Source organism: Flavobacterium granuli (genome assembly GCF_031456055.1).
In the GTDB taxonomy this organism is placed as follows: Bacteria; Bacteroidota; Bacteroidia; order Flavobacteriales; family Flavobacteriaceae; genus Flavobacterium; species Flavobacterium granuli_A.
Map to the genome: position 1 here is coordinate 315,174 of NZ_JAVDTX010000004.1, position 22,466 is coordinate 337,639.

The 22,466-nt window shown below is 34.4% G+C and carries 13 protein-coding genes; 6 read left to right on the top strand and 7 right to left on the bottom strand.

Going from position 1 to position 22,466, the window contains the following annotated elements:
* Positions 1-26: 26 nt before the first annotated feature.
* The 3 genes from rpoN to J2W95_RS10305 all read right to left on the bottom strand — a co-directional run bounded on the left by rpoN (position 27) and on the right by J2W95_RS10305 (position 5,756).
* Positions 27-1,490, bottom strand: coding sequence for an RNA polymerase factor sigma-54 (gene rpoN, locus J2W95_RS10295; protein ID WP_310006618.1), 1,464 nt, complete (start codon positions 1,488-1,490; stop codon positions 27-29).
* A gap of 99 nt (positions 1,491-1,589) precedes the next feature.
* Complete coding sequence (asnS, locus tag J2W95_RS10300) at positions 1,590-3,023, bottom strand: asparagine--tRNA ligase (RefSeq protein WP_310006620.1); 1,434 nt, start codon at positions 3,021-3,023, stop codon at positions 1,590-1,592.
* A 312-nt stretch (positions 3,024-3,335) separates the two neighbouring features.
* On the bottom strand, positions 3,336-5,756 hold the full coding sequence (locus J2W95_RS10305) for an efflux RND transporter permease subunit (RefSeq protein WP_310006622.1): 2,421 nt from the start codon (positions 5,754-5,756) through the stop codon (positions 3,336-3,338).
* Between the two features lie 197 nt (positions 5,757-5,953).
* On the opposite strand from J2W95_RS10305, the gene J2W95_RS10310 reads away from it, so the two are divergent.
* The 5 genes from J2W95_RS10310 to J2W95_RS10330 all read left to right on the top strand — a co-directional run bounded on the left by J2W95_RS10310 (position 5,954) and on the right by J2W95_RS10330 (position 12,443).
* On the top strand, positions 5,954-8,224 hold the full coding sequence (locus J2W95_RS10310; RefSeq protein ID WP_310006624.1) for a cation:proton antiporter: 2,271 nt from the start codon (positions 5,954-5,956) through the stop codon (positions 8,222-8,224).
* A 3-nt stretch (positions 8,225-8,227) separates the two neighbouring features.
* On the top strand, positions 8,228-8,557 hold the full coding sequence (locus tag J2W95_RS10315; protein ID WP_310006626.1) for a DMT family transporter: 330 nt from the start codon (positions 8,228-8,230) through the stop codon (positions 8,555-8,557).
* A gap of 40 nt (positions 8,558-8,597) precedes the next feature.
* Complete coding sequence (locus J2W95_RS10320; protein WP_310006627.1) at positions 8,598-9,362, top strand: sensor histidine kinase; 765 nt, start codon at positions 8,598-8,600, stop codon at positions 9,360-9,362.
* Complete coding sequence (locus J2W95_RS10325; protein ID WP_310006629.1) at positions 9,331-10,050, top strand: LytR/AlgR family response regulator transcription factor; 720 nt, start codon at positions 9,331-9,333, stop codon at positions 10,048-10,050. The genes J2W95_RS10320 and J2W95_RS10325 overlap by 32 nt, the downstream gene beginning before the upstream one ends.
* A gap of 122 nt (positions 10,051-10,172) precedes the next feature.
* Positions 10,173-12,443 carry a cation:proton antiporter gene (locus tag J2W95_RS10330; protein ID WP_310006631.1) on the top strand — a complete coding sequence of 757 codons (2,271 nt, stop codon included), beginning with the start codon at positions 10,173-10,175 and terminating at the stop codon, positions 12,441-12,443.
* Between the two features lie 63 nt (positions 12,444-12,506).
* On the opposite strand, the gene J2W95_RS10335 is transcribed toward J2W95_RS10330, so the two are convergent.
* The 4 genes from J2W95_RS10335 to pyrH all read right to left on the bottom strand — a co-directional run bounded on the left by J2W95_RS10335 (position 12,507) and on the right by pyrH (position 21,251).
* A complete protein-coding gene (locus J2W95_RS10335) occupies positions 12,507-12,962 on the bottom strand; it encodes a response regulator (RefSeq protein ID WP_310006632.1) in 456 nt (151 codons plus the stop codon).
* 26 nt (positions 12,963-12,988) lie between these two features.
* Positions 12,989-19,315 carry a PAS domain S-box protein gene (locus tag J2W95_RS10340; RefSeq protein WP_310006634.1) on the bottom strand — a complete coding sequence of 2,109 codons (6,327 nt, stop codon included), beginning with the start codon at positions 19,313-19,315 and terminating at the stop codon, positions 12,989-12,991.
* A gap of 589 nt (positions 19,316-19,904) precedes the next feature.
* On the bottom strand, positions 19,905-20,468 hold the full coding sequence (gene frr / locus J2W95_RS10345; RefSeq protein WP_310006636.1) for a ribosome recycling factor: 564 nt from the start codon (positions 20,466-20,468) through the stop codon (positions 19,905-19,907).
* Between the two features lie 75 nt (positions 20,469-20,543).
* Positions 20,544-21,251, bottom strand: a complete 708-nt coding sequence (gene pyrH / locus J2W95_RS10350; protein WP_310006638.1) for a UMP kinase — start codon at positions 21,249-21,251, stop codon at positions 20,544-20,546.
* 392 nt (positions 21,252-21,643) lie between these two features.
* Here pyrH and J2W95_RS10355 point away from each other — a divergent pair, with 392 nt between their 5' ends.
* Positions 21,644-22,267 (top strand): thioredoxin family protein, encoded by a 624-nt coding sequence (locus tag J2W95_RS10355; RefSeq protein ID WP_310006640.1) that lies wholly within the window; start codon positions 21,644-21,646, stop codon positions 22,265-22,267.
* Positions 22,268-22,466 lie beyond the last annotated feature (199 nt).

Sequence of the window (22,466 nt, forward strand, 5' to 3'; positions counted from 1 at the left end):
AGGGGTGTTAAAGATCAAAACGGTGTTTATAATTTTTTTCTCATACGGGCAACAGGAATTTCCAATTGTTCGCGGTATTTTGCAATCGTTCTTCGTGCGATTGGATATCCTTTTTCTTTGAGAATTTCAGCCAAAAGATCATCGGGAAGTGGATTTTTTTTATCTTCTTCTTCGATGGTATTTTGCAGGATTCTTTTGATTTCAATTGTTGAGACTTCTTCTCCTTGATCATTTTTCATCGCTTCCGAAAAGAATTCTTTTATCAGCTTTGTGCCATAAGGAGTTTCTACATATTTACTGTTTGCGACTCTGGAAACTGTTGATATGTCAAGTCCGACCATATCGGCAATGTCTTTTAGGATCATCGGTTTCAATCGCGTTTCATCACCCTCAAGCAGATAATCTTTTTGATAATGCATTATGGCGTTCATCGTCACGTACAAAGTGTCTTGGCGCTGCTTGATTGCATCTATAAACCATTTGGCCGAATCCAGTTTTTGTTTGATAAACTGTACTGCATCTTTTTGCGAATGCGATTTGTCCTTCGATTCTTTGTAGGTCTGCATCATTTCCTGATAATCTTTGGAAACGTGCAGGGAAGGGGCATTTCTGCCATTCAATGTAAGTTCTAAATCTCCATCAACAATTCGAATGGTGAAATCTGGAACTACGTTTTCGGTGATTTTGTTGTTTCCGGAAAAAGACCCTCCAGGTTTTGGATTTAGTCTTTCAATTTCGTGGATGGCATTTCTAAGCTGTTCATTGGAAATGCTAAATTTCTGAATCAATTTGTCATAATGCTTTCTCACGAAAGAATCAAATTGTTGTTCGATGATGTTTGTTGCCAATTCAACCGATTCAGTTGGGGTTTTATGCTTTAGCTGTAACAATAAACATTCCTGTAAATCTCTGGCTCCAACGCCTGTTGGCTCGAGTTCGTGAATGATATGCAAAATGGATTCAACTTGTTTTTCGGTAGTGTAAAGTCCTTGGGTGAATGCCATGTCGTCGACTAAGTCAGCAACGCTTCTTCGGATATATCCCATGTCGTCAATGCTCCCTACCAAAAATTCTGCAATATCACGTTCTTCATCATTCAGAATGAAAGTGTTCAATTGATTGATGAGGTCTTGATGAAAACTTATCGTTGCAGCAAATGGCGTTTCTTTGGTTTCATCGTCATCGCTGTAATTGTTGGCCTGCGTTTTGTAATCGGGGGTTTCGTCGTTTAGGTATTCGTCTATGTTGATATCTTCGGCTTCTACTCTGTCTGCTTCCGAATCGTCGTAGTCGTCATATTCTTCGTTGTCGTATTCGTCTTTTTCATAATTGTCCTCCTCTTTTCCAGATTCAAGAGCAGGATTCTCATTCATTTCTTCCAACAATCTTTGCTCAAATGCTTGCGTCGGCAACTGAATTAACTTCATCAACTGGATTTGTTGTGGAGATAATTTCTGTGATATTTTTAAATTTAAAAATTGCTTTAGCATTTATTTATTGTTTAAAAAGTTTAAGGTTTCAGGTTTCAGGTTTCAAGTTGACAACGTCTATCAACTTGAAACCTGAAACTTAAAACTTGAAACAAATTTTTAAAATTCAGCATTCTGTGGTGTTCTTGGAAAGGGAATTACGTCACGTATGTTTGTCATTCCTGTTACAAAAAGTACCAATCTTTCGAATCCAAGTCCAAAACCAGAGTGAACTGCAGAACCGAATCTTCTAGTATCCAAGTACCACCATAATTCTTCTTCGTCAATTCCTAAGGCTTTCATTTTTTCTACCAAAACATCAAAACGCTCTTCTCTTTGAGAACCTCCCACGATTTCTCCAATTCCAGGGAAAAGGATATCCATCGCGCGAACTGTTTTTCCATCTTCGTTCAAACGCATATAAAATGCTTTGATATTTGCTGGGTAATCAAACAAGATTACCGGACATTTAAAGTGTTTCTCCACCAAATAACGCTCGTGTTCTGATTGTAAATCAGCTCCCCATTCGTTAATGATATATTGAAATTTTTTCTTTTTGTTTGGAGTGGAATCTCTTAGGATATCAACTGCTTCAGTATATGAAACACGTTTGAAATCGTTATTCATAACAAAACCTAATTTTTCCAATAAAGGCATTTCGCTTCTGTCAGCCTGTGGTTTTGATTTTTCTTCTTCGATCAAACGACCTTCCAAGAATTTTAAATCATCACCGCAATTGTCAACCGCGTATTTCACTACATATTTAATAAAATCTTCGGCAAGATCCATATTGTCATTCAAATCATTGAAAGCCACCTCTGGTTCAATCATCCAAAATTCAGCCAAATGGCGTGAAGTATTGGAGTTTTCAGCTCTAAATGTTGGTCCAAAAGTATAAATCTGTCCCAAAGCCATTGCGAAAGTTTCTCCTTCCAATTGTCCGGAAACCGTTAAGTTCGTATGTTTCCCGAAGAAATCTTTTTTATAGTCAATATTGCCTTCTTCTGTTTTTGGTAAATTGTCCAATGGCAATGAAGTCACTTGGAACATTTCACCGGCACCTTCTGCATCAGCTCCTGTTATGATTGGTGTATTTACGTAAACAAAACCTTTTTGTTGAAAATAGCTGTGTACCGCAAATGACAAAACCGAACGCACACGCATAATTGCTCCAAAAGCATTCGTACGTACACGCAAATGTGCATTTTCACGCAAGAATTCCAAGGAATGTTTCTTTGGTTGCATTGGGAATTTCTCGGCATCCGAGTCGCCAAGGATTTCCAGTTTGTTTACCTGAATCTCATATTTTTGTCCTGCACCTTTGCTCTCCACTAAACTTCCGGTTACCGATACTGCGGCTCCAGTTGTAATTCTCTTCAAAGTTTCGTCCGGAGTGTTCTCAAAATCGACAACACATTGTATATTATTAATGGTAGAACCATCATTTAAAGCAATAAACTGATTATTCCTAAAAGTTCTAACCCAACCTTTTGCATTAATTTCCTGTAACGTCGTTGTACTGTTTAGTAAGTCTTTAACTTTTGTGTGTCTCATTTTAATTTTAGATTTTAAATTTAGATCAAAACAAAAATCAGTGTTTTAATCTAGATGCAAATATAAAGGATTTGTTTGAAATTGTCATTGTGAGATATAGTGTATTAAGGAGCAATTTCCTGCTATCCTCTATATCTTTTACTTTTTGAAGAAAAAAGGAAAAGATAATTGCGTGAGCAATTGGGTTATCAGGACTAGAATTTCGGGATGATTTAGGAATTTGGCGAATTAAAGTTGGTTTAAAATAAAAAGCTACATCTTTTTACGGATGTAGCTTTGATAGTTTAAGAACATTGCTCTATAGCTATATGTTTACTCTGATTTTTTTTCAAAATTATCAATTTCTTCGTCGGTGAATTCAAGAACTTCAATTTTAGGTTCGATAAATTCCTGTTCGTTGGCAATTGTTTTGTTTAATGTCAATACCAATGCTGGAAGTAACATCAAATTGGATAACATTCCGAATAATAAAGTTAATGAAATCAATCCTCCAAGGGCAATAGTTCCCCCAAAACTTGAAAGCATAAATACAGAGAATCCGAAGAACAAAACAATCGAAGTGTAAAACATACTCAGCCCTGATTCGCTGAAGGTTGCATATACGGATTTCTTTATTTTCCAGTCGTTTTTCTTTAACTCTTCCCGGTATTGAGCCAAGAACCGAACCGTGTCATCGACCGAAAGACCAAATGCGATACCGAAAACCAAAATTGTTGATGGTTTTAATGGAATGTCCAGAAAGCCCATGATTCCTGCAGTAAGTAGCAAAGGCAAGAGGTTTGGAATTATCGAAACCAACACCATTTTGAAAGAGCGAAACATAAATGCAATCAAAAGCGCTGTCAAGAAAAAGGCAAACACCAAAGAAGAAAGTAAATTGTCAAGTAAATATCCAGTTCCTTTTTGGAAAACTAAGGCTTTTCCCGTAATAATGACATTGTATTTGTCAGGTGGAAAAAGTATGTCTGCTTTTCTGCGTATTTCGGCTTCAATTATTGGGATTCTACCACCACTTTCATCACGCATAAACGTGGTAATTCTAGCCACTTGTCCCTCATTGTCAACATAACTCTTCATCAAATTCTCTTTGGAATTCTTTGTAGCGTTTTTGGCGTAGGACAAAATAAAGGCTTGCTCCTGTGAAGTAGGCAACTCATAATAATCAGGATTACCGTTGTAATAAGCCTGTTTGGAATATTTAACCAGATTGACAATAGAAATCGGTTTTGAAAGTTCTGGAATTTCTTCAATTGTTTTTTGAAGTTCATCCATTTTCTTCAAAGTAGATAATTTCATGATTCCTTTTTTGCGTTTGGTGTCAATCATTATTTCTAATGGCATCACTCCGTCAAACTCTTTTTCGAAAAAAATAATATCCTTGAAGAATTCTTCTTTCTTGGGCATGTCTTCGATTAAACTTCCAGAAATACGCAGTTTATAGATTCCTATGATGCTGATGACCAAAAGACTGATAGCTACTGCATAAATAGAGAAACGGTTATATTTTACGTTTCTCAGAATCCAATCCATAAAAAGCTTGATGGAATTACGATCCAAATGCTCTAAATGTCTTTCTTTTGGAGCTGGTATATAACTGTGTAAAATTGGAATAGCAATAATGCAGAGTATGAACAGCATCAAAATGTTGATGGAAGTTACATTCCCGAACTCGATGAGCAGTTTGTTATTGGAAGTGATGAAAGTGAAAAATCCAATCGCAGTTGTGACATTGGTCATCAACATCGCCATTCCTACTTTGGTGGTTACACGCTGTATGGCTTTGGCTTTGTTTCCGTGAATTTTGTATTCTTGATGGTATTTGTTGGTCAGGAAAATGCAGTTTGGAATTCCAATTACAATCATCAACGTTGGTACCATTGCGGTTAGTACCGTAATCTCATAATTTAATAATCCCAAAATCCCAAAAGACCACATTACACTAATGATTACAATGAAAAGCGAAATCATCGTGGCTCTAAAACTTCTAAAAAAGTAAAAGAACAATAGTGAGGTTATGAATAAAGCAGCTCCAATGAAAAGTCCAATTTCATTTAGGATGGTTTGCGCATTCAGCGTTCGTATGTAGGGCATTCCAGAAACACGAAGTTTAATGTTGGTTTCTTTTTCGAATACTTTTATTGCCGGAATCAGTTTGTATAGCACATAATCTTTTCGCTCAATGGTGTTTACAATTTTTTTGTCGAGATAAATTGCAGAGCGGATGCTTCCAGATTTTTTATTGAAAAGTAATCCTTCGTAAAAAGGCAAGTTGTTAAAAAGGTCGTGTTTAATTTTTTGTAGATATTCTTTATCTTGGGTTTTGCTTTGGTCAATAAACGGAACCAATTCGAATTTTTCCTCGGTTTCATTTTTTTGCAGTTTTTTCATGTCATTCAATGAAATAACCAAATCAACATCTTTGTTTGATTTTATGGTATTCATCAATTTTACCCATGACGCATAAACTTTTGGAGTGAAAATAGCGTTGTTTTTTACGCCAATGACAATCAAGTTGCCTTCCTCACCAAATTTATTCAAAAAAGCATTGTATTCGATATTGACAATATTGTCGGCAGGTAGTAGATTAGCTTCTGTATGGGTGAAATGGATGTTTTTCCATTGCATTGCCAAAAGCACTGTGACTAACGCAATTAACGATAGCATTAGTGTCTTGTTTCTGATTACAACTCTGGCAATTAATTCCCAAAATCCTAAGCTTAACCATTTTTTCATCTTCAAATTTTTAAAGGTGCAAATTTAGTAAACCTTTAGAAATAAAGCCTTCCTTATTGGTAAAGTTATTTTTTCTTTTTTGAGCGCAGGTTATCGGCAGAATTAAATTTTAGTTACTATTTTTCTATGTTTTATAATTAATAGGTTAGTTTTTCTCATCTTTGTTTTATAAAATTAATTTGCGCATTGATATTGGTATGAAAAAGTACAAGAATACTATATTTTATTTAGGAGTTACAGGAGGTTTTACCGCTTTAATGTATTGGATTATAAAAGAAGGCAAGCATCTTGAGGGGAATAAAACTATAATTCATAAAGAGTCAAGTGTCAGTTCCTGGGACGATTTTCTTACTTCAATGATTCATAACGTGCAAGATCCTTTGGCGATTTTGTTGGCACAAATTATAATGATTATCCTTGTTGCCCGCCTTTTTGGTTGGTTTTTCAAAAAAATTGGACAACCTTCTGTAATTGGAGAGATTATTGCCGGAATTGCATTAGGTCCCTCCTTATTAGGTTTGTATTTCCCTGAATTTTTCCATGCACTTTTCCCTGCCAATTCCTTAGAAAACTTAAAGTTTTTGAGTCAAATAGGGTTGATACTTTTTATGTTCGTAATTGGAATGGAACTCGATATCAAGGTGTTAAAAAACAGGGCTAAAGAAGCTATCGTTATCAGTCATGCGAGTATTGTTATTCCGTTTGCATTAGGAATTGGACTAGCCTATTTTGTTTACGATCGTTTTGCTCCAGAGGGAGTTAAATTTCTTTCCTTTAGTTTGTTTATGGGAATTGCAATGAGTATAACTGCCTTTCCGGTTTTGGCACGAATTGTCCAGGAAAGAGGCATGCATAAAACTAAATTAGGTGCTATTGCAATCACCTGTGCCGCTGCCGATGATATTACGGCTTGGTGTTTATTGGCTGTAGTAATTGCAATTGTAAAAGCCGGAACTTTTGAAAGTTCGATGTATATTATTTTATTGGCGGCACTTTATGTGGTAGTGATGATCTATCTGGTAAAGCCCTTCTTGAAACGAATCGGAGATTTGTATGGATCCAAAGACAGTTTGAGTAAACCCGTTGTCGCTATTTTCTTTTTGATATTGATTATATCTTCCTATGCAACAGAATTAGTTGGGATTCACGCTTTGTTTGGCGCTTTTATGATGGGTGCCATTATGCCTGATGTCCCTAAATTCAGAACTGTTTTTATTTCAAAAGTCGAAGATGTATCCGTAATATTGTTATTGCCTTTGTTCTTTGTATTCACAGGTTTGCGTACCGAAATAGGTTTGTTAAACGAGCCTTATTTATGGAAAGTAACAGGTTTTATCATTCTTGTAGCCGTAGTGGGTAAGTTTTTTGGAAGCGCTTTGGCAGCAAAATTCGTTGGGCAAAGCTGGAGAAATAGTCTTGTCATTGGAGCTTTGATGAATACAAGGGGTTTGATGGAATTGATTGTACTGAATATTGGACTCGCTCTTGGCGTTCTTACTTCCGAAGTATTTACGATGATGGTAATCATGGCTTTGGTGACGACTTTCATGACAGGACCAGCATTGGATTTAATCAATTACATTTTTAAAACCAGTGATATTGTTGATCATGATGAAGAAGTAAATCACAACAAGTACAGAGTTTTGATTTCTTTTGGGAATAATGAAAAAGGAAAATCGTTGTTGCGATTGGCAAATAGCTTGGTAAAAAAACAAAAAGAAACCTCTTCTATTACGGCATTGCATTTGTCCTTGAGTGATGAAATGCATACTTTCAACATGGAAGATAAAGAGAAAAGCAGCTTTAATCCGATAATGAAAGAAGCAGTTGTTTTGAAACAAGAAATCACTACTATTTTCAAAGCGACAATTGATATTGATACAGAAATAATTGATATTGCCAATCAAGGAGAGTACGATTTGTTATTGGTTGGATTGGGGAAATCCATATTTGAAGGTACTTTACTAGGTAAAGTAATTGGATTTACTTCCCGAATCATTAATCCTGAAAGGTTGTTGGATAAATTTACGGGTAAAGAAGGCTTGTTCGTGAATTCACCATTTGATGAAAGAACACGACAAATTGTTTTGAGAGTCAAAATGCCTTTAGGGGTTTTGATTGACAAAGATTTGAAAGAAGTGAATCAGGTTTTTGTTCCGATATACGGATCCGAAGATTCTTTTTTGATTGATTATGCCCAAAAAATAATTTTTAATAATAATGCTATTGTCTCCTTTTTGGACATTAATGGTCATATGCAATCGAATTTCGTAATTGCAAGTGCTCTCGGTTCTTTAAAACAAAAGTTTCCAAACAATGTTATTCTGGATACTGAATCTCTTCTTGAAAACGAGTTTTTAATCGAACAGGATTTAATGATTGTAAGTTTGGAGAGCTGGAAAGACTTATTGGATACTCGTCCAGTTTGGTTAAGCGGAGTGCCATCGGTATTAATTATTAAACCTTAAATTATGAATTGGATTTTACTTATTATAGCCGGTTTTTTTGAAGTAGGTTTTGCAACATGTTTGGGCAAAGCCAAAGAGACTTCGGGAATGACCTCGACTTTATGGATGGTTGGTTTTTTTGTAGCTCTTTCAATTAGCATGGCTTTATTATACAAAGCGACCCAAACCTTGCCAATTGGTACGGCTTATGCAGTATGGACAGGAGTTGGAGCCGTTGGAACTGTTTTGGTTGGTATTTTTGTATTCAAAGAGCCTGCTACTTTCTGGAGACTCTTCTTCTTGTTTACTTTGATATCGTCTATAATCGGGTTGAAATTTGTATCGGCTCATTAAAAGTAAATAGGCTTTTAAATTATTTCAAATCAAATATAAAATGGGTAATACACAAGAAAACAATAGCATTATATATGCGTTGCTGGTAATTATTCTGGCATTTATCGTGGTGCTTAGTTATCTTGTTTACCGATTGATTCAATCCGGGAAAGCCAAAAAAAGTGTTGAAGAGAAATTTGATTTACTTGAAATGAAAGTGAATAATCTGCAGTTGGAAACATTGGAATCCAAACTAAATCCTCATCTTTTCAAGAATATTCTCAATTCGATTCAATCGCATGCGTACCAAACCTATTTTGCTTTGGATAAATTGGCGAATGTTTTGGATTATATTTTGTATGAAAGCCAAAAAAAGTTTGTTTCCCCAAAAGAAGAAATTCAGTTTGCATTAAATCTGGTTGAAATTAACAAAATTAAAGTGAGTCCTCTTTTTGAATTGAAAGTAAAAACGAAGATTAAAGAGGGTGAAAAACTATATGAACAGAATCTTTTGGCACCGTTGATTTCGATTGATTTAATTGAAAATGCTTTTAAGCATGCCGATTTGCAAAGTGCCGATGCCTTTATTTCTATACTATTTGAATTTAAGGACAATTGTTTCTATTTGACGGTTTCCAATAAAATTTCGGAGAAAAAAGCCTTAAAAAAAGAAAGAAGTGGAATTGGAGCATCTACATTGGAACAACGACTGAAAATTATATACAAAAATCAGTTCAAATTGGATAAATTTGTCGAAAATGATATTTATGTTGCGCATTTAAAAATCAATCTGCTTGAATACAAAAATCAAATGTTTACTACTTGACGATGAATTGCCGGGTTTGACTTACCTGAAAATGCTTTGTGAGCAAATTCCAGAATTAGAAATCGTAAAAGCATTTAATGATCCCCAGAAATTACTAGAGGATGTTCCCAATCTCGATTTTGATTTGTGTATTTCAGATATCGAAATGCCGGGGATCGACGGGTTGACTTTAGCTAATTTGTTAAAAGATAAATTAGTGATTTTTACCACTGCCTACAAAAATTACGCCGCCGAAGCATTCGATATAAATGCTGTGGATTATGTCACCAAACCCGTTACCAAAGAGCGTTTGGAAAAAGCTGTTTCCAAAGCTTTGGAGCGATTTCAAAAGCTTGACAACTCTAAGAAATTCATTCATTTAAATACCGATAAAGGAAAGGCACTGCTTTATTTTGACCAGATTCAATATATCAAAACAGCAGCTGTTGATAGCCGGGATAAGGAAGTGTTTTTGGCTGACGGCAGTCTTTTAATTCTTAAAAACATCAATTTTGGATCGTTATTAAATCAGCTTCGTAAATCCGATTTTTGCAGAATTAATAAAAAAGAAATTATTGCATTAAAGGCGGTGCAGTATTTCAATCACAATGAGATTACACTCTCTTTTCATGAAAAAAACGGCAAACAAACCGTGTTGGTTTTGAGTGATATCTACCGTCAAGATTTTTTGGCAAAAGTGAAAATCTAACTTATTACAAAGTTTTGCTGTCTTGTTACATTCGCTTAAAATTTGACTCGAATAAGTTTTATCCCTCAAAAATCAGTTCTCATATTTGCATGAAAATTTAACTTAATTTAAAAGAGTGCTATATGAAGAGTATCAAAAATTCTTTTTTTTATTTGACTATTATAGGTGGTTTTTCCGGATTAATCTATTGGATTATTCTTAAAGGGAAAATGCTGGAAGCTGGACGAAATATTGTTCCTCATCATATAGAAAATGGATATTGGAATGATTTTAAAACGTCGATGATTCACAATTTGCAACATCCATTGGCTATTCTTTTGGCACAAATTATAACAATTCTTTTGGTTGCTCGTTTTTTTGGATGGGTTTCCAGAAAAATTGGACAGCCAACTGTAGTGGGTGAAATGATTGCTGGTATTGTTTTAGGCCCCTCTTTGATCGGGATGTATTTTCCTGAATTTTCGGCGGCGCTGTTTCCAAAGGATTCGTTGGGAAATCTCCAGTTTTTAAGTCAAATCGGATTAATCCTTTTCATGTATGTCATTGGTATGGAGCTCGATTTGAAAGCCCTTAGAAACAAAGCTCATGATGCAGTAGTCATCAGCCACGCTAGTATTATTATTCCTTTTGCGTTAGGTGTGAGCTTGGCATATTTTATTTATCATTCTTTTGCTCCCCAAGGAATTGAATTTATTTCTTTTGGATTGTTTTTGGGAATTGCCATGAGTATTACTGCGTTTCCTGTTTTGGCAGGGATCGTTCGTGAACGCGGAATTCACAAGACAAAATTGGGAGCAATTGTTATTACCTGTGCAGCAGCAGATGATATTACTGCATGGTGCATTTTGGCGGCAGTAATTGCTATTGTAAAGGCTGGTTCGTTTACTAGTTCTTTATATGTTATCGTATTGGCTATATTCTATGTACTGCTGATGCTGAAAGTGGTTCGACCTTTTCTGAAAAAAGTTGGTGATTTGAGTTCAACAAGAGAAAGTCTAAGTAAGCCAGTTGTAGCAATCTTCTTTTTGACTTTATTGCTTTCTGCTTATGTTTCTGAATTGATAGGGATTCATGCTTTGTTTGGCGCCTTCTTGGCCGGGGCAATCATGCCGGAAAACAATAAATTCCGTTCTATTTTTATCGAAAAAATTGAAGATGTTTCGGTGGTTGTCTTACTTCCTTTGTTCTTTGTTTTTACAGGTTTAAGAACTCAAATTGGATTGATTGATGATCCTTATTTATGGAAAGTTACAGGAGTTATTATTTTGGTTGCTGTCGTGGGTAAATTCTTTGGAAGTGCACTTGCCGCGAAGTTTGTAGGTCATAGTTGGAAGGATAGCTTGTCTATAGGAACATTAATGAATACAAGAGGTTTGATGGAATTAGTCGTACTGAATATTGGGTATGATTTGGGTGTTTTGTCAACACAAATTTTTACGATGATGGTGATTATGGCTTTGGTGACAACGTTTATGACAGGGCCGGCTTTGGATTTTATAAAGTATATTTTTAGCGATAAACCTACGATTATCCCTGAAGAAATTAGTAGCAAAGGCAAGTACAAAATTCTTATTTCTTTTGCGGCACCCGACAAAGGAAGAACATTATTGAAAGTAGCCAACAGTTTAGTTAAGAAACAAGGAGGAAACACGATTGTTACCGCAATGCATTTGTCATTGAGTTCCGAGTTGCATTCCTTTGATGTCAAGGATTATGAAAAGGAAACCTTTTTGCCTGTTCTTTCAGAATCGGAAAATCTGAATCAAAAAATTGTCACTCTTTTTAAAGTGTCCAATGACATAGATTCTGAAATAGCAGAGACTGCCAATCATGGTGAATATGATTTGTTATTAGTTGGCTTGGGACACTCGATTTTTGAAGGAACATTACTTGGAAAAGTACTCGGTTTTACAACGAGAATTATCAATCCCGACCGTTTGATTGATAAAATCACTGGAAAAGAAGGATTATTTGAAAACTCCCCTTTTGATGAAAGAACAAGGCAAATTATAGCCAATAGCAAAATGCCCGTTGGAATTCTTGTAGATAAAGAGCTGGAAGAAATAAATCGTGTGTTTATGCCAATTTTCACAAAGGAAGATGGATTCTTGATGGAGTATGCACAAAAATTGATACATAATAATGGTTCCCAAATTACGATTCTCGATGCTGATGGACAAATCAGAAATAGTAGGGAAATTCAAGAATCTGTTCGTTCGATAGAACAAATAGCACCGAATCATATCATGATGATGCAGGAAAGAACAATCAAAAAAGAATTTCTGGAGCAACAGGATTTAATGATTATTAGCCTTGAAAGTTGGAAAAAACTAATAGATTCCCACAGCACTTGGCTAAATAATACGCCATCTGTGCTAATTATTAAACCCTAAAAATTAATTAACCGCAAAGTTTCTATGTGCTTTGCGGTTAATAATATAATAAGTAACACTATTTTAGAGTGCATTTTGAGCAATTAGGTTTGGAAAAACTTTTTCGATAATTTCAAACAAAGCATCTCTGCTCATAGGCTTTTGTTTAAAAGCGACTATTTCAGCTATGGATTCGGCTTTAGATTTATCGGCAGGGTTGAAAGAGCTGCTGAGCATCACAACAACGATATCGTCTTTGTTTTCCAAATCCAAGTTTTTATAGGCTTCGATAAATTCCCAGCCATCCATAACGGGCATATTGATATCCAATAAAATCAATTGAGGCTGTGGAAATTCATTACCCACGGATTCAAACTTTCCTCTTTTACAAAGATAGTCAATGCCCTCTTTACCATTTAAAGCTATTTGGATATGTTCTGTAATGTTGGTCTTTTGTATGATTTTTTTGTTAATGAAATTAGTGGCAAAATCATCGTCAATCAATAAGACGCAATTTAGTTTTTTGTTCATTTCTTGCATTGTGTGACTTTTAATATTTTGTATTATTAGTTTAGTTCTATAGGGAAAGTCCATTTGAATATGCTTCCTTCATCGTATTTGGATTCGACCCAAATCTCTCCATTGTGATGTTCTATTATTTTTTTGCAATGTGATAATCCAATACCAGTTCCTTGGTATTCACTACGATTGTGTAGTCGTTTAAAAATCACAAATACTTTGTCCATGTCTTCTTCTTTAATACCGATTCCATTGTCTTCAATTGAAAAAATCCAGTTATTTTCCTCTTTTACAGCCGCTATTTTTATTTTTGGCATCTGGTCTTTTTTTCGATATTTATTGGCATTGCTTATTATATTTTGAAAAAGTTGTCTGATTTCGGTAGTATAACCTTCTATAACAGGCAGGTTCTCGTATTCAATAACAGCATTGCTCTCTTTTAGACTAACATTCATATCTGCAATAACATTGGCAACAATTTCATTACAGTCAATGCTGCTGGTCTTTCTTTCCTTACCAATTCTGGAGTAATCCAATAGTCCTTTTACTAATAATTGCATTCGGGATGTGGAGCTGTTAATGAATTGCAAATACTGTTTTTGGTCTTCATCCAGATTCTCGTATAATCCTTCCTGAAGTAGCTCTATACAATGAATTACGGTGATTAAAGGTTCCTGTAAATCATGAGACGCGATATAGGCAAACTGCTCCAACTCGGTGTTTTGAAATTCTAGTGTTCGATTTTTTCTCAGCATTTCTTCCTGCATGAAGCTTCGTTCATTAATGTTTCTCAATGTCCCCTCTACATAAATTGGAGTTCCATTAGAATCCTTCAAAATGCGAGCATTTATAGAGAAAGATACTATGTTGCCTTCGCCATCAATATATCGGGTGTCAAAATCGGTAACGTGTTCATTTTTATTCAGCAAATCAAGTAACCTTATGCGGTCATCTGCATTTTCATATCTAAATGAAGTTGCATTTCCGATGACGTCAGAGCGTTTCATTTTGAAATTTTTTTCAAATGATGGGCTTAAGTCGATTACGGTTCCGTTTAGTTCTGTTTTATAATAGACGTCTTCGAAATTTTCATAGATGGATCGGAATTTTGCTTCGCTTAGTTTTAGATTTTCTTCTGCTTGAATACGGGCTGAGATATCCCTGAAAGATCCAATTATGAATTCCGGTTCATTGTTTTGATCAAATGCAATTTTAGAATTAATAGAAACTGTGTACGTTTTATTTTTTATTAAAAATTTGGCATCATACTCTTTTATCTCGCCATTTAGTTGTAGCTCATGTAAAACGGCTTGTCTGTCATTGGGATTTTGATAAAACCCTTCTATTGGTTTTCCTATTATATCCTCAGGTGACACATTAAAATAAGCACAAGACGGACTAATGTCCAAAATGGTATGGTCTATGGCTGAGGCTCTAAAAAACACATCACGAACACTCTCAAAAATGGTTCGGTATTTTTTCTCGCTTTCCCTGATTGTCTCATTTGCCGTTTCTATTTCGAGCTCATTTTTCTTTCTTTCACTAATATCTCGCATTGTACCTTCAATACATATTGCATTTCCTTCGGCATCATGTATCATATGAGAGCTAACAGACAAATGAACAGGATTGTTGTCTTTGTCTTTAAAAACAGTCTCAAAATCATTGATTTGCCCATTTTTACTTATGGCTTCGAGTACCTTGTTACGGTCTTCAGAGTATAAATATAAATTTGATGTATTGGTGTTGATAATTTCGTCTCTTTTAAATTTTAATATCTTTTCAACAGATGGACTCACATTTTGTATAGTGCCATCCAAAGAAACTCGGAAATATAAATCTTCAAAGGATTCAAAAATTGCACGGAATTCTTCTTCGCTTTTTTTTATTTTCTCAGTGGCTTCTACCAATTTTTGTTGATCAATAATTCTTTCGTTGATGTTACGCATCGATCCTTCTACATGCGAAGGTGTGCCATTTTCATCATAAATTATTTTGCAGTTGACCGAGAAAAATATGGGTTCTCCAGTTGCAGTCACAAACTGTATATTTTCATCGGAAATATAGCCGTATCGGGAAATTTTTTCTCTAAATTTAGCTTGTTTTGATAGGTCATAATGGAAATCCGATGTATTACGGCCAATCATTTCTTCTCTTTTGTACTTTAACTGTTTTTCGACTGATGGGCTGATGTCTAAAAGTGTGCCATTTAGATCATGCAAATAATACACGTCTTGCATGTTTTCATAAATAGATCGGAATTTCTCTTCACTCTCCTTTATTTTTCCGGAAGCCTCCAATAATTGTTTTTGGTTGGAAATCCTTTCGCTGATATTACGCATCGTTCCCTCTATGAAAGCAGGTTTTCCATCGGCGTTATTGATTAATTTTGAATTGATAGAAAAATACATAGTTTCTCCATAAGTGGTAAGGAATTGTACTTCCTGGTCATTTGTAAAACCATCTTTTAGGAGTATTTCGTTGATCTCATCATATCTAATAGGATTATAATAGAAGTTTTTTACGTTAATGCCAAATACGTTTTCTCTTTTCACCTGAAAGTGTTTTTCGACAGCAGGGCTTATGTCTATTATTTCGCCTTCCATATTAAGCAAATAATAAATGTCCTGCATGTTCTCATATATAGAACGGAATTTTTCCTCGCTCTCCTTGATTTTTTCGGCGGCTTCAATCAATTGGTTTTGATTGATGATTCTATCATTGATATTTCGCATCGATCCCTCAATATGAGAAGGCTCACCATCTTTATCAAAAATTATTTTGCAAGTGACTGAAAAATATACTGGCTCTCCGGTTCCTGTAACAAATTGTACATATTCATCGTTTATAAAGCCATTTTTAGTAATTTTTTCTCTAAAATTATTTTGCTTTGATTGGTCGTAATAAAGATCACGGGTATATTTGCCAATCATTTCTTCTCTCGTGTACTTGAAATGTTTTTCGACAGAAGGGCTCACTTCAAATATTCTTCCATCAAGATTATGCATATAATAGACATCCTGAGTATTCTCAAAAATGGATCTGAATTTCTCCTCACTTTCCTTGGTTTTTTCAGCGGCATCCAATAATTGTTTTTGATTGTTAATCCTTTCGCTGATATTACGCATTGTTCCTTCCACTAGAGTGGGGTTGTCATTACTGTCATTTATTAATTTTGAATTGACCGAAAAATACATTGTTTCTCCTGCTGCCGTCACGAATTCTACTTCTCGGTCATTTATGAAACCTTCGCGTAGAGTTATTTCGGTGAGTTCATCATAATAAAGAGGATTCACGAATAACTTTTGGACATTCTCTCCAATAAGATCTTCCCTTTTTGCGTCGAAATATTTTTCGACAGATGGGCTTGTATTTACTAATATGCCATCAATAGTATGCAGATAATAAACGTCTTGCATGTTCTCAAAAATAGATCGGAATTTCTCTTCACTATCCTTTATTTTGTCGTTAGCTTCCAGCAAATGCTTTTCATTGAGGATTCTTTCACTTATATTACGTCTTGTTCCCTCCACAAAAATTGGTTTGCCATTGGCGTCATAAACAAGTTTTGCATTGACCGATAAATAGACAGATTCTCCCGTAGCGGTGATAAATCTTTCTTGATAGTCAATGATTTGCTCTTCTTTTAATATGATTTCGTAAAAACGATCTACATCGGTAATGTCATAATAGTAATCTCTGATATTTTTGCCAATCATCGATTCCCGTTTTTGATGTAAGTGCTTATCTACGGATGGACCAATTTCGAGAATTGTACCGACTAAATCTTTCTTAAAATATATATCCAGGGAATTTTCATAAATGGAACGGAATTTTTCTTCACTTTCCTTTATTTTTTCAGTTGCTTCAAGTAATTTTTTTCTATTTTGGATTCTTTCGTTTACGTTACGCATGGTTCCTTCAAAGTAGACAGGTTCACCATTGGTATTGTAAATTACTTTTGCATTGACAGAGAAATAGATAATTTCTCCATTGGCAGTTACAAAACGTTCTTCATAATCATTGACTTGTTTGTTTTGAAGGATGGTTTCGTTGAAACGATCTCCTTCGGCACGATTTACAAAAAAGTCATAAGCATTTTGTCCTATTATAGCTTCCCTCTTTATATTGAAATGTTTCTCTACCGACGGACTTACCTCAAACAGTACACCCTCTAAATCTCTCTTAAAATAGATGTCTTCTAATGATTCATAAATAGAGCGGAATTTCTCCTCGCTTTCTTTTACTTTTTCATTAGCTTCCAGTAATTGTTTTTCATTGTAGATTCTTTCGCTGATATTACGTTTGGTTCCTTCCACAAATTGAGGTTTACCATCGGAGTCATAAACGAGTTTTGCATTCACAGAGAAATAGACTGATTCTCCTGTAGGTGTAAGAAACAGTTCCTCGTAATCGTAGATTTGTTGTTCTTTTAAAATGATTTCATAAAAAAGATCTCCATCGGCAGGATTACAATAGAAGTCTTTGACATTTTTACCAATCATGAATTCCTGAGTGCGATGCAAATGTTTTTCTACCGAAGGCCCTATTTCTAAAAGAATACCGTCTAAATCTTTTCTAAAATAGATATCTAAGGAATTTTCGTAAATGGCACGGAATTTCTCTTCACTATTTAGGAGTTTTTCTTCGCTGAGTTTTCTTTCTAAAGATCTTGAAAAAATTCCAGCCAATGCTTCCAATAATTGAACTTCTTCGTCTAAAAGAAGGGCTTTCTTTTCAAGTTCGTTTGAATTAAAATATCCAATTTCTATGTAACCGCATTCCTCTCCATTTACGGCTATCTTTTGTTTGAGGTACCAATCGTTTTCCTGGGAATTGACAGAAATGAAGTTTTCCTTGCCCATTTGGATTCGGCAATTGGCCATTTCGGGAAATTGCATCGCCTTTGGGATAATTTGAACGCAGGTTTCTAGTTTTTCAGATATGGAAAGTGCTTTGTTGTTGATGATTTCTGAAATGTCATAAAGGCAACACAGTTCTTTAATACGTTCATTAAGTGTAATGTTGTTTTTTTCTAGCTGTATTTCTTTTAATTTTAATTCGGAAATATCGGTGATAATGGTGGTAATTCCAATGATTTGGCCTTCATTGTCTTTGATTGGTGATTTTGAAATGTTTAGATATTCTTCTTCTGAATGTTTTTCCTCAAGAGAGAGCGTTTTTCCTTTTAACACTTCTAGAAGTCTTAAGGTGGTTTCTTCTTTTTGGACAGTGTTTGAAAATAATTCAGGATGATTGTCACCAATTTTTATTTCGATTCCTTTTACGTCTTTCATATAACGCGCATGAACCGAATTGAAACTTATATAGTTTAAATTGGTGTCCAGTGAGAAAATACTTATTCCGTTCGGGTTTTCAATGGTTGCCTGAAGGATATTGTTCTTTAGATTGAACGATTTTTCACTTATTCTTAATTTGCTCTCTTCGTTTTCTTTTTCTCTCAGGATTGCTTTTAAAAACAAGACAGAAGTTATATTTACAAATAGGAACAACTGTAGCATTAAAAAGTTACCATTCCAACCAAATCCTCCTAAACCGTGTATCGTACACTTTACTGCAATGACTGTTACAATAAAGGTTACTAACGTAATGATTCTCATTTCGAATCGTGAAGCTGCCCATATTAGCAAAAAAAAGATAATAGATTCGTTATTTTCTTGTGTCTTAAAAACATACAGTGTAATGCCTAATGTTACGATTATCAGTAAAATGCTTTCTATTTTTTTTGAAGGTGTCCATCTGAAAACTTCTTCTGTTTTGTAAAACCAAGAAAGTACTAATGGAGTAACAAGAATAATACCCAGTAAATTTGATTGTGACCAATTGGTCCAAACCAATAAAATTTTGTCAATAGTGCTAGATGAGTTAAGAAGGGCTGGAAAAAGACCTAACGCGAGACTTACAATACTTCCAATTAAAGCGGCTAAAGTGAAATAAACAACATCAGTCTTTTTCGAAAATGGATATTTGTTTTTGCACCACAATTGTGTTAAATAAGAAACTATAAGTACAATTACACTGGCAATTAATGGCCTGATAAAACAAACCATTAGGGGATTTGCAAATTCTCCAATAGTAGTTCCATAATCAAAATTGGAAAGATATAATTTAATGGAGTATGCAAAACTGCCAATAGCTACTCCTATAATTGCTTTGCGTCCAAAAATCAATGCGAACGCAACCCCAAAGCCTATCGCAGGAAAAAAAGGCGGAATATTGGTTTCAGGAACAATTATCAAAAGGGATAATTGAGCAAATATAAAATACATAATTGCCGTACCAATGATAATTCTGGTCGTCGAATTTAGAAATGCAGGAATATAGAAATCTCCGATATTTTTATTTTCGTCCATTTTATTTATTTTGAAGATTTCCTATTATGGGAATCTAGTGTTGAATACGGTAGCTTTATTAGGCCTTGATTTTAGTTTTAATTTAAACACGTAAAATATGTAGCTTAAAGACTATTTTTTAAATGTAAATATGTTTTTTGTCGATATAAAAAGCATTTTAACGATACAAATTTAATACCTAACTTTTAATAATTGATAGTTTTGTCTCTTTTTAGTCCAAAATCATGTGCTTTTTAACAATTAAGTAGCTTTTGTTTTACGAACTGCATTATTGTTACGGATTTGATATTGTGCTATATAAGTGATTTGTTTATTATGTATTGGGTGTAATAATGAGACATGGGTTTATATTCAAAAAAAATAATTGAATATTGAGTTTCTACTTTGTTTGAAAGGAATTAAGAGGAGGTTCCGGGTTAAATTCTCAAATCAAGAATAAACTCAGTTATACGAAGATATTGTCTTTTGTTGGCTTCAGATGTTAAAGCTAACAGAATGTGTTTTGTCTTTTTTTAAGAAAATGATAAGCAATAAAAAATCCGTCTTGTTTATTGGAACAAGACGGATTTAAACTATATGATTCGAAAGATTAAACTTTCATAATTTCGGCTTCTTTTACCGCTAGAAGTTCATCTATTTTTTTGATAAATGAATTAGTTAAGTTTTGAACTTCTTCTTCAGCACTTTTGCAAATGTCTTCAGATGTTCCTTCTTTTTCTAATTTTTTGATATCCGTATTGGCATCTTTACGAGCATTTCTAACACCAATTTTAGCGTCTTCCGCTTCGACTTTGGCTTGTTTTGCCAAGTCGCGTCTACGGTCTTCAGTAAGAGGTGGGACGCTAATGATGATCATATCACCGTTATTCATTGGGTTGAATCCAAGGTTGGCAACCATAATTGCTTTTTCTATAGGATGCAACATGTTTTTTTCAAAAGGTTGAAGTGTTATGGTTCTAGCATCGGGTACACTGATTTTTGATACTTGAGATAACGGAGAAGCCGATCCATAATAATCAACAAAAACACTCCCCAACATCGCTGGTGATGCTTTTCCGGCACGAATATTTAAAAATGCTTTTTCTAAGTGCTCGATAGAACCCGTCATTGATTCTTCTGTACTATCTAATATAAATTCAATTTCTTCTGTCATTTTTTTTAAGATTTCAGAGTTTTAGACTTCAGATTTCAGATTGTTTACTGTCATCTGAAAACTGCCTACTGCTTTTTATATATTTACTATGGTTCCTATATTTTTTCCTTCACAAATTTTCAATAGATTTCCTATTTTGTTCATGTCGAATACTACTATTGGTAATTTATTTTCTTGGCTTAAAGTAAATGCAGTGGTATCCATTACATTTAATCCTTTTTTCAATACATCTTCAAAAGATATGAAATCAAATTTTACCGCAGCTGCATTTTTCTCTGGATCACAGTCATAAACACCATCTACACGAGTTCCTTTTAGAATCACATCGGCATTGATTTCAATACCACGTAAAACGGCTGCTGTATCTGTTGTGAAATATGGATTTCCAGTCCCTGCTCCAAAAATAACGATTCTTCCTTTTTCTAAGTGACGATCCGCTCTTCGTTTGATATAAGGTTCTGCGATTGATTCCATTTTTAGGGCAGTTTGCAAACGGGTTTTCATTCCTTTGTCTTCAAGAGCACCTTGTAATGCCATTCCGTTGATAACTGTTGCCAACATTCCCATGTAATCTCCCTGGACTCTATCCATTCCAGAACTGGCTCCTGCAACACCTCTAAAAATGTTTCCTCCACCAATTACTATAGCGATTTCTACTCCTTTCTCATGAATTTGCTTAATTTCATCTGCATATTCAGCCAATCGTTTTGGGTCAATTCCGTATTGTAAATCACCCATTAAAGCTTCACCACTTAATTTCAGAAGGATTCTTTTGTATTTCATTAGTCAGTTTTTGTTTTAAGGTCTCCCTTCGTTTATCGAAAGTAAATCGGATCATTGATTGGGTTCAATGTTGCCAAATTTGTGCAAATATAGACATATTCTGTTTTTTTTGAAAATAGTGCTCCTTAAATATTTAAATTAAGTTTTTTAAAAAGAATTTAGGGTTCAATGTTCATTCATTGCTTTTCATTTATTATTCGTTTTAGAAATCATTTTGTATCAATTTTAATCTTGTTTGCTTTAAAGATGATTTTTATCACGTTTTTAAAGAATATATATATATAATTTTGTATGCAACAAACTTGTATATTGTGAAATAAGCATGTCGTCATTGGGCGTATAAACCAATGATGTGTGCTGTTTCATAAAGCAATAGAGAAATAGATTTATTTATGGAAAGTTCAGTAACAAAAGCGTTGTTTAATAGTTACACGTATTTAGAATATAAAAAAATTGTATCTGATTTATTGTCTGAAGGAAAGTCAACTGGAAATGAACAATCCGAAGATTTATTGCAATACAGTACTTTGAATGAAATTCGTTTAAAACGTTTGGATAAAACGATAAGTGTTCCTGAGGGAATTAGTAATCAATTAAAAACACTAGATAAAGAATACATTTGGTTGGTTATCGCAGAAGGTTGGTGTGGCGATGCTGCACAGATTTTGCCGATTCTAAATAAAATGGCTGCCGAATCAGTGGATATTGATTTTAAAATTGTTTTCCGTGATTCGAATGATGATTTGATGAATCAATTTTTGACTAATGGAAGTAGAGCTATTCCAAAGCTAATTATTATTGATAAAGAATCGGGCGAAGTTTGCAACCATTGGGGGCCAAGACCAAAAGGGGCTTCGGATTTAATTAAAAACTACAAGGAAGAGTATAGCATTGTAGATGAAGAGGCTAAAAGACAATTGCAATTGTGGTATTTGCACGATAAAGGATTGTCTGTGCAAAATGAAGTTTTAGAGATAATGGGTTCTATAAAAGAGTGTGTTTGTATGGAATTATAATTTTCTTTTTTTTATGTCAAAAAAATTGTAAATTAGTGACAGCTAACCAGGTCTATTATTCTGATTTACTTTTTTATTGGTGTGTTTAAATATTGTTTAATAATTAAAAAAACATCGTTATGAAAAAGCTATTTGAAAAGTTTTATGATTATTTATCTCATTTGCTATTTGGAGACGAAAGTGCTACTCATTATTAGCG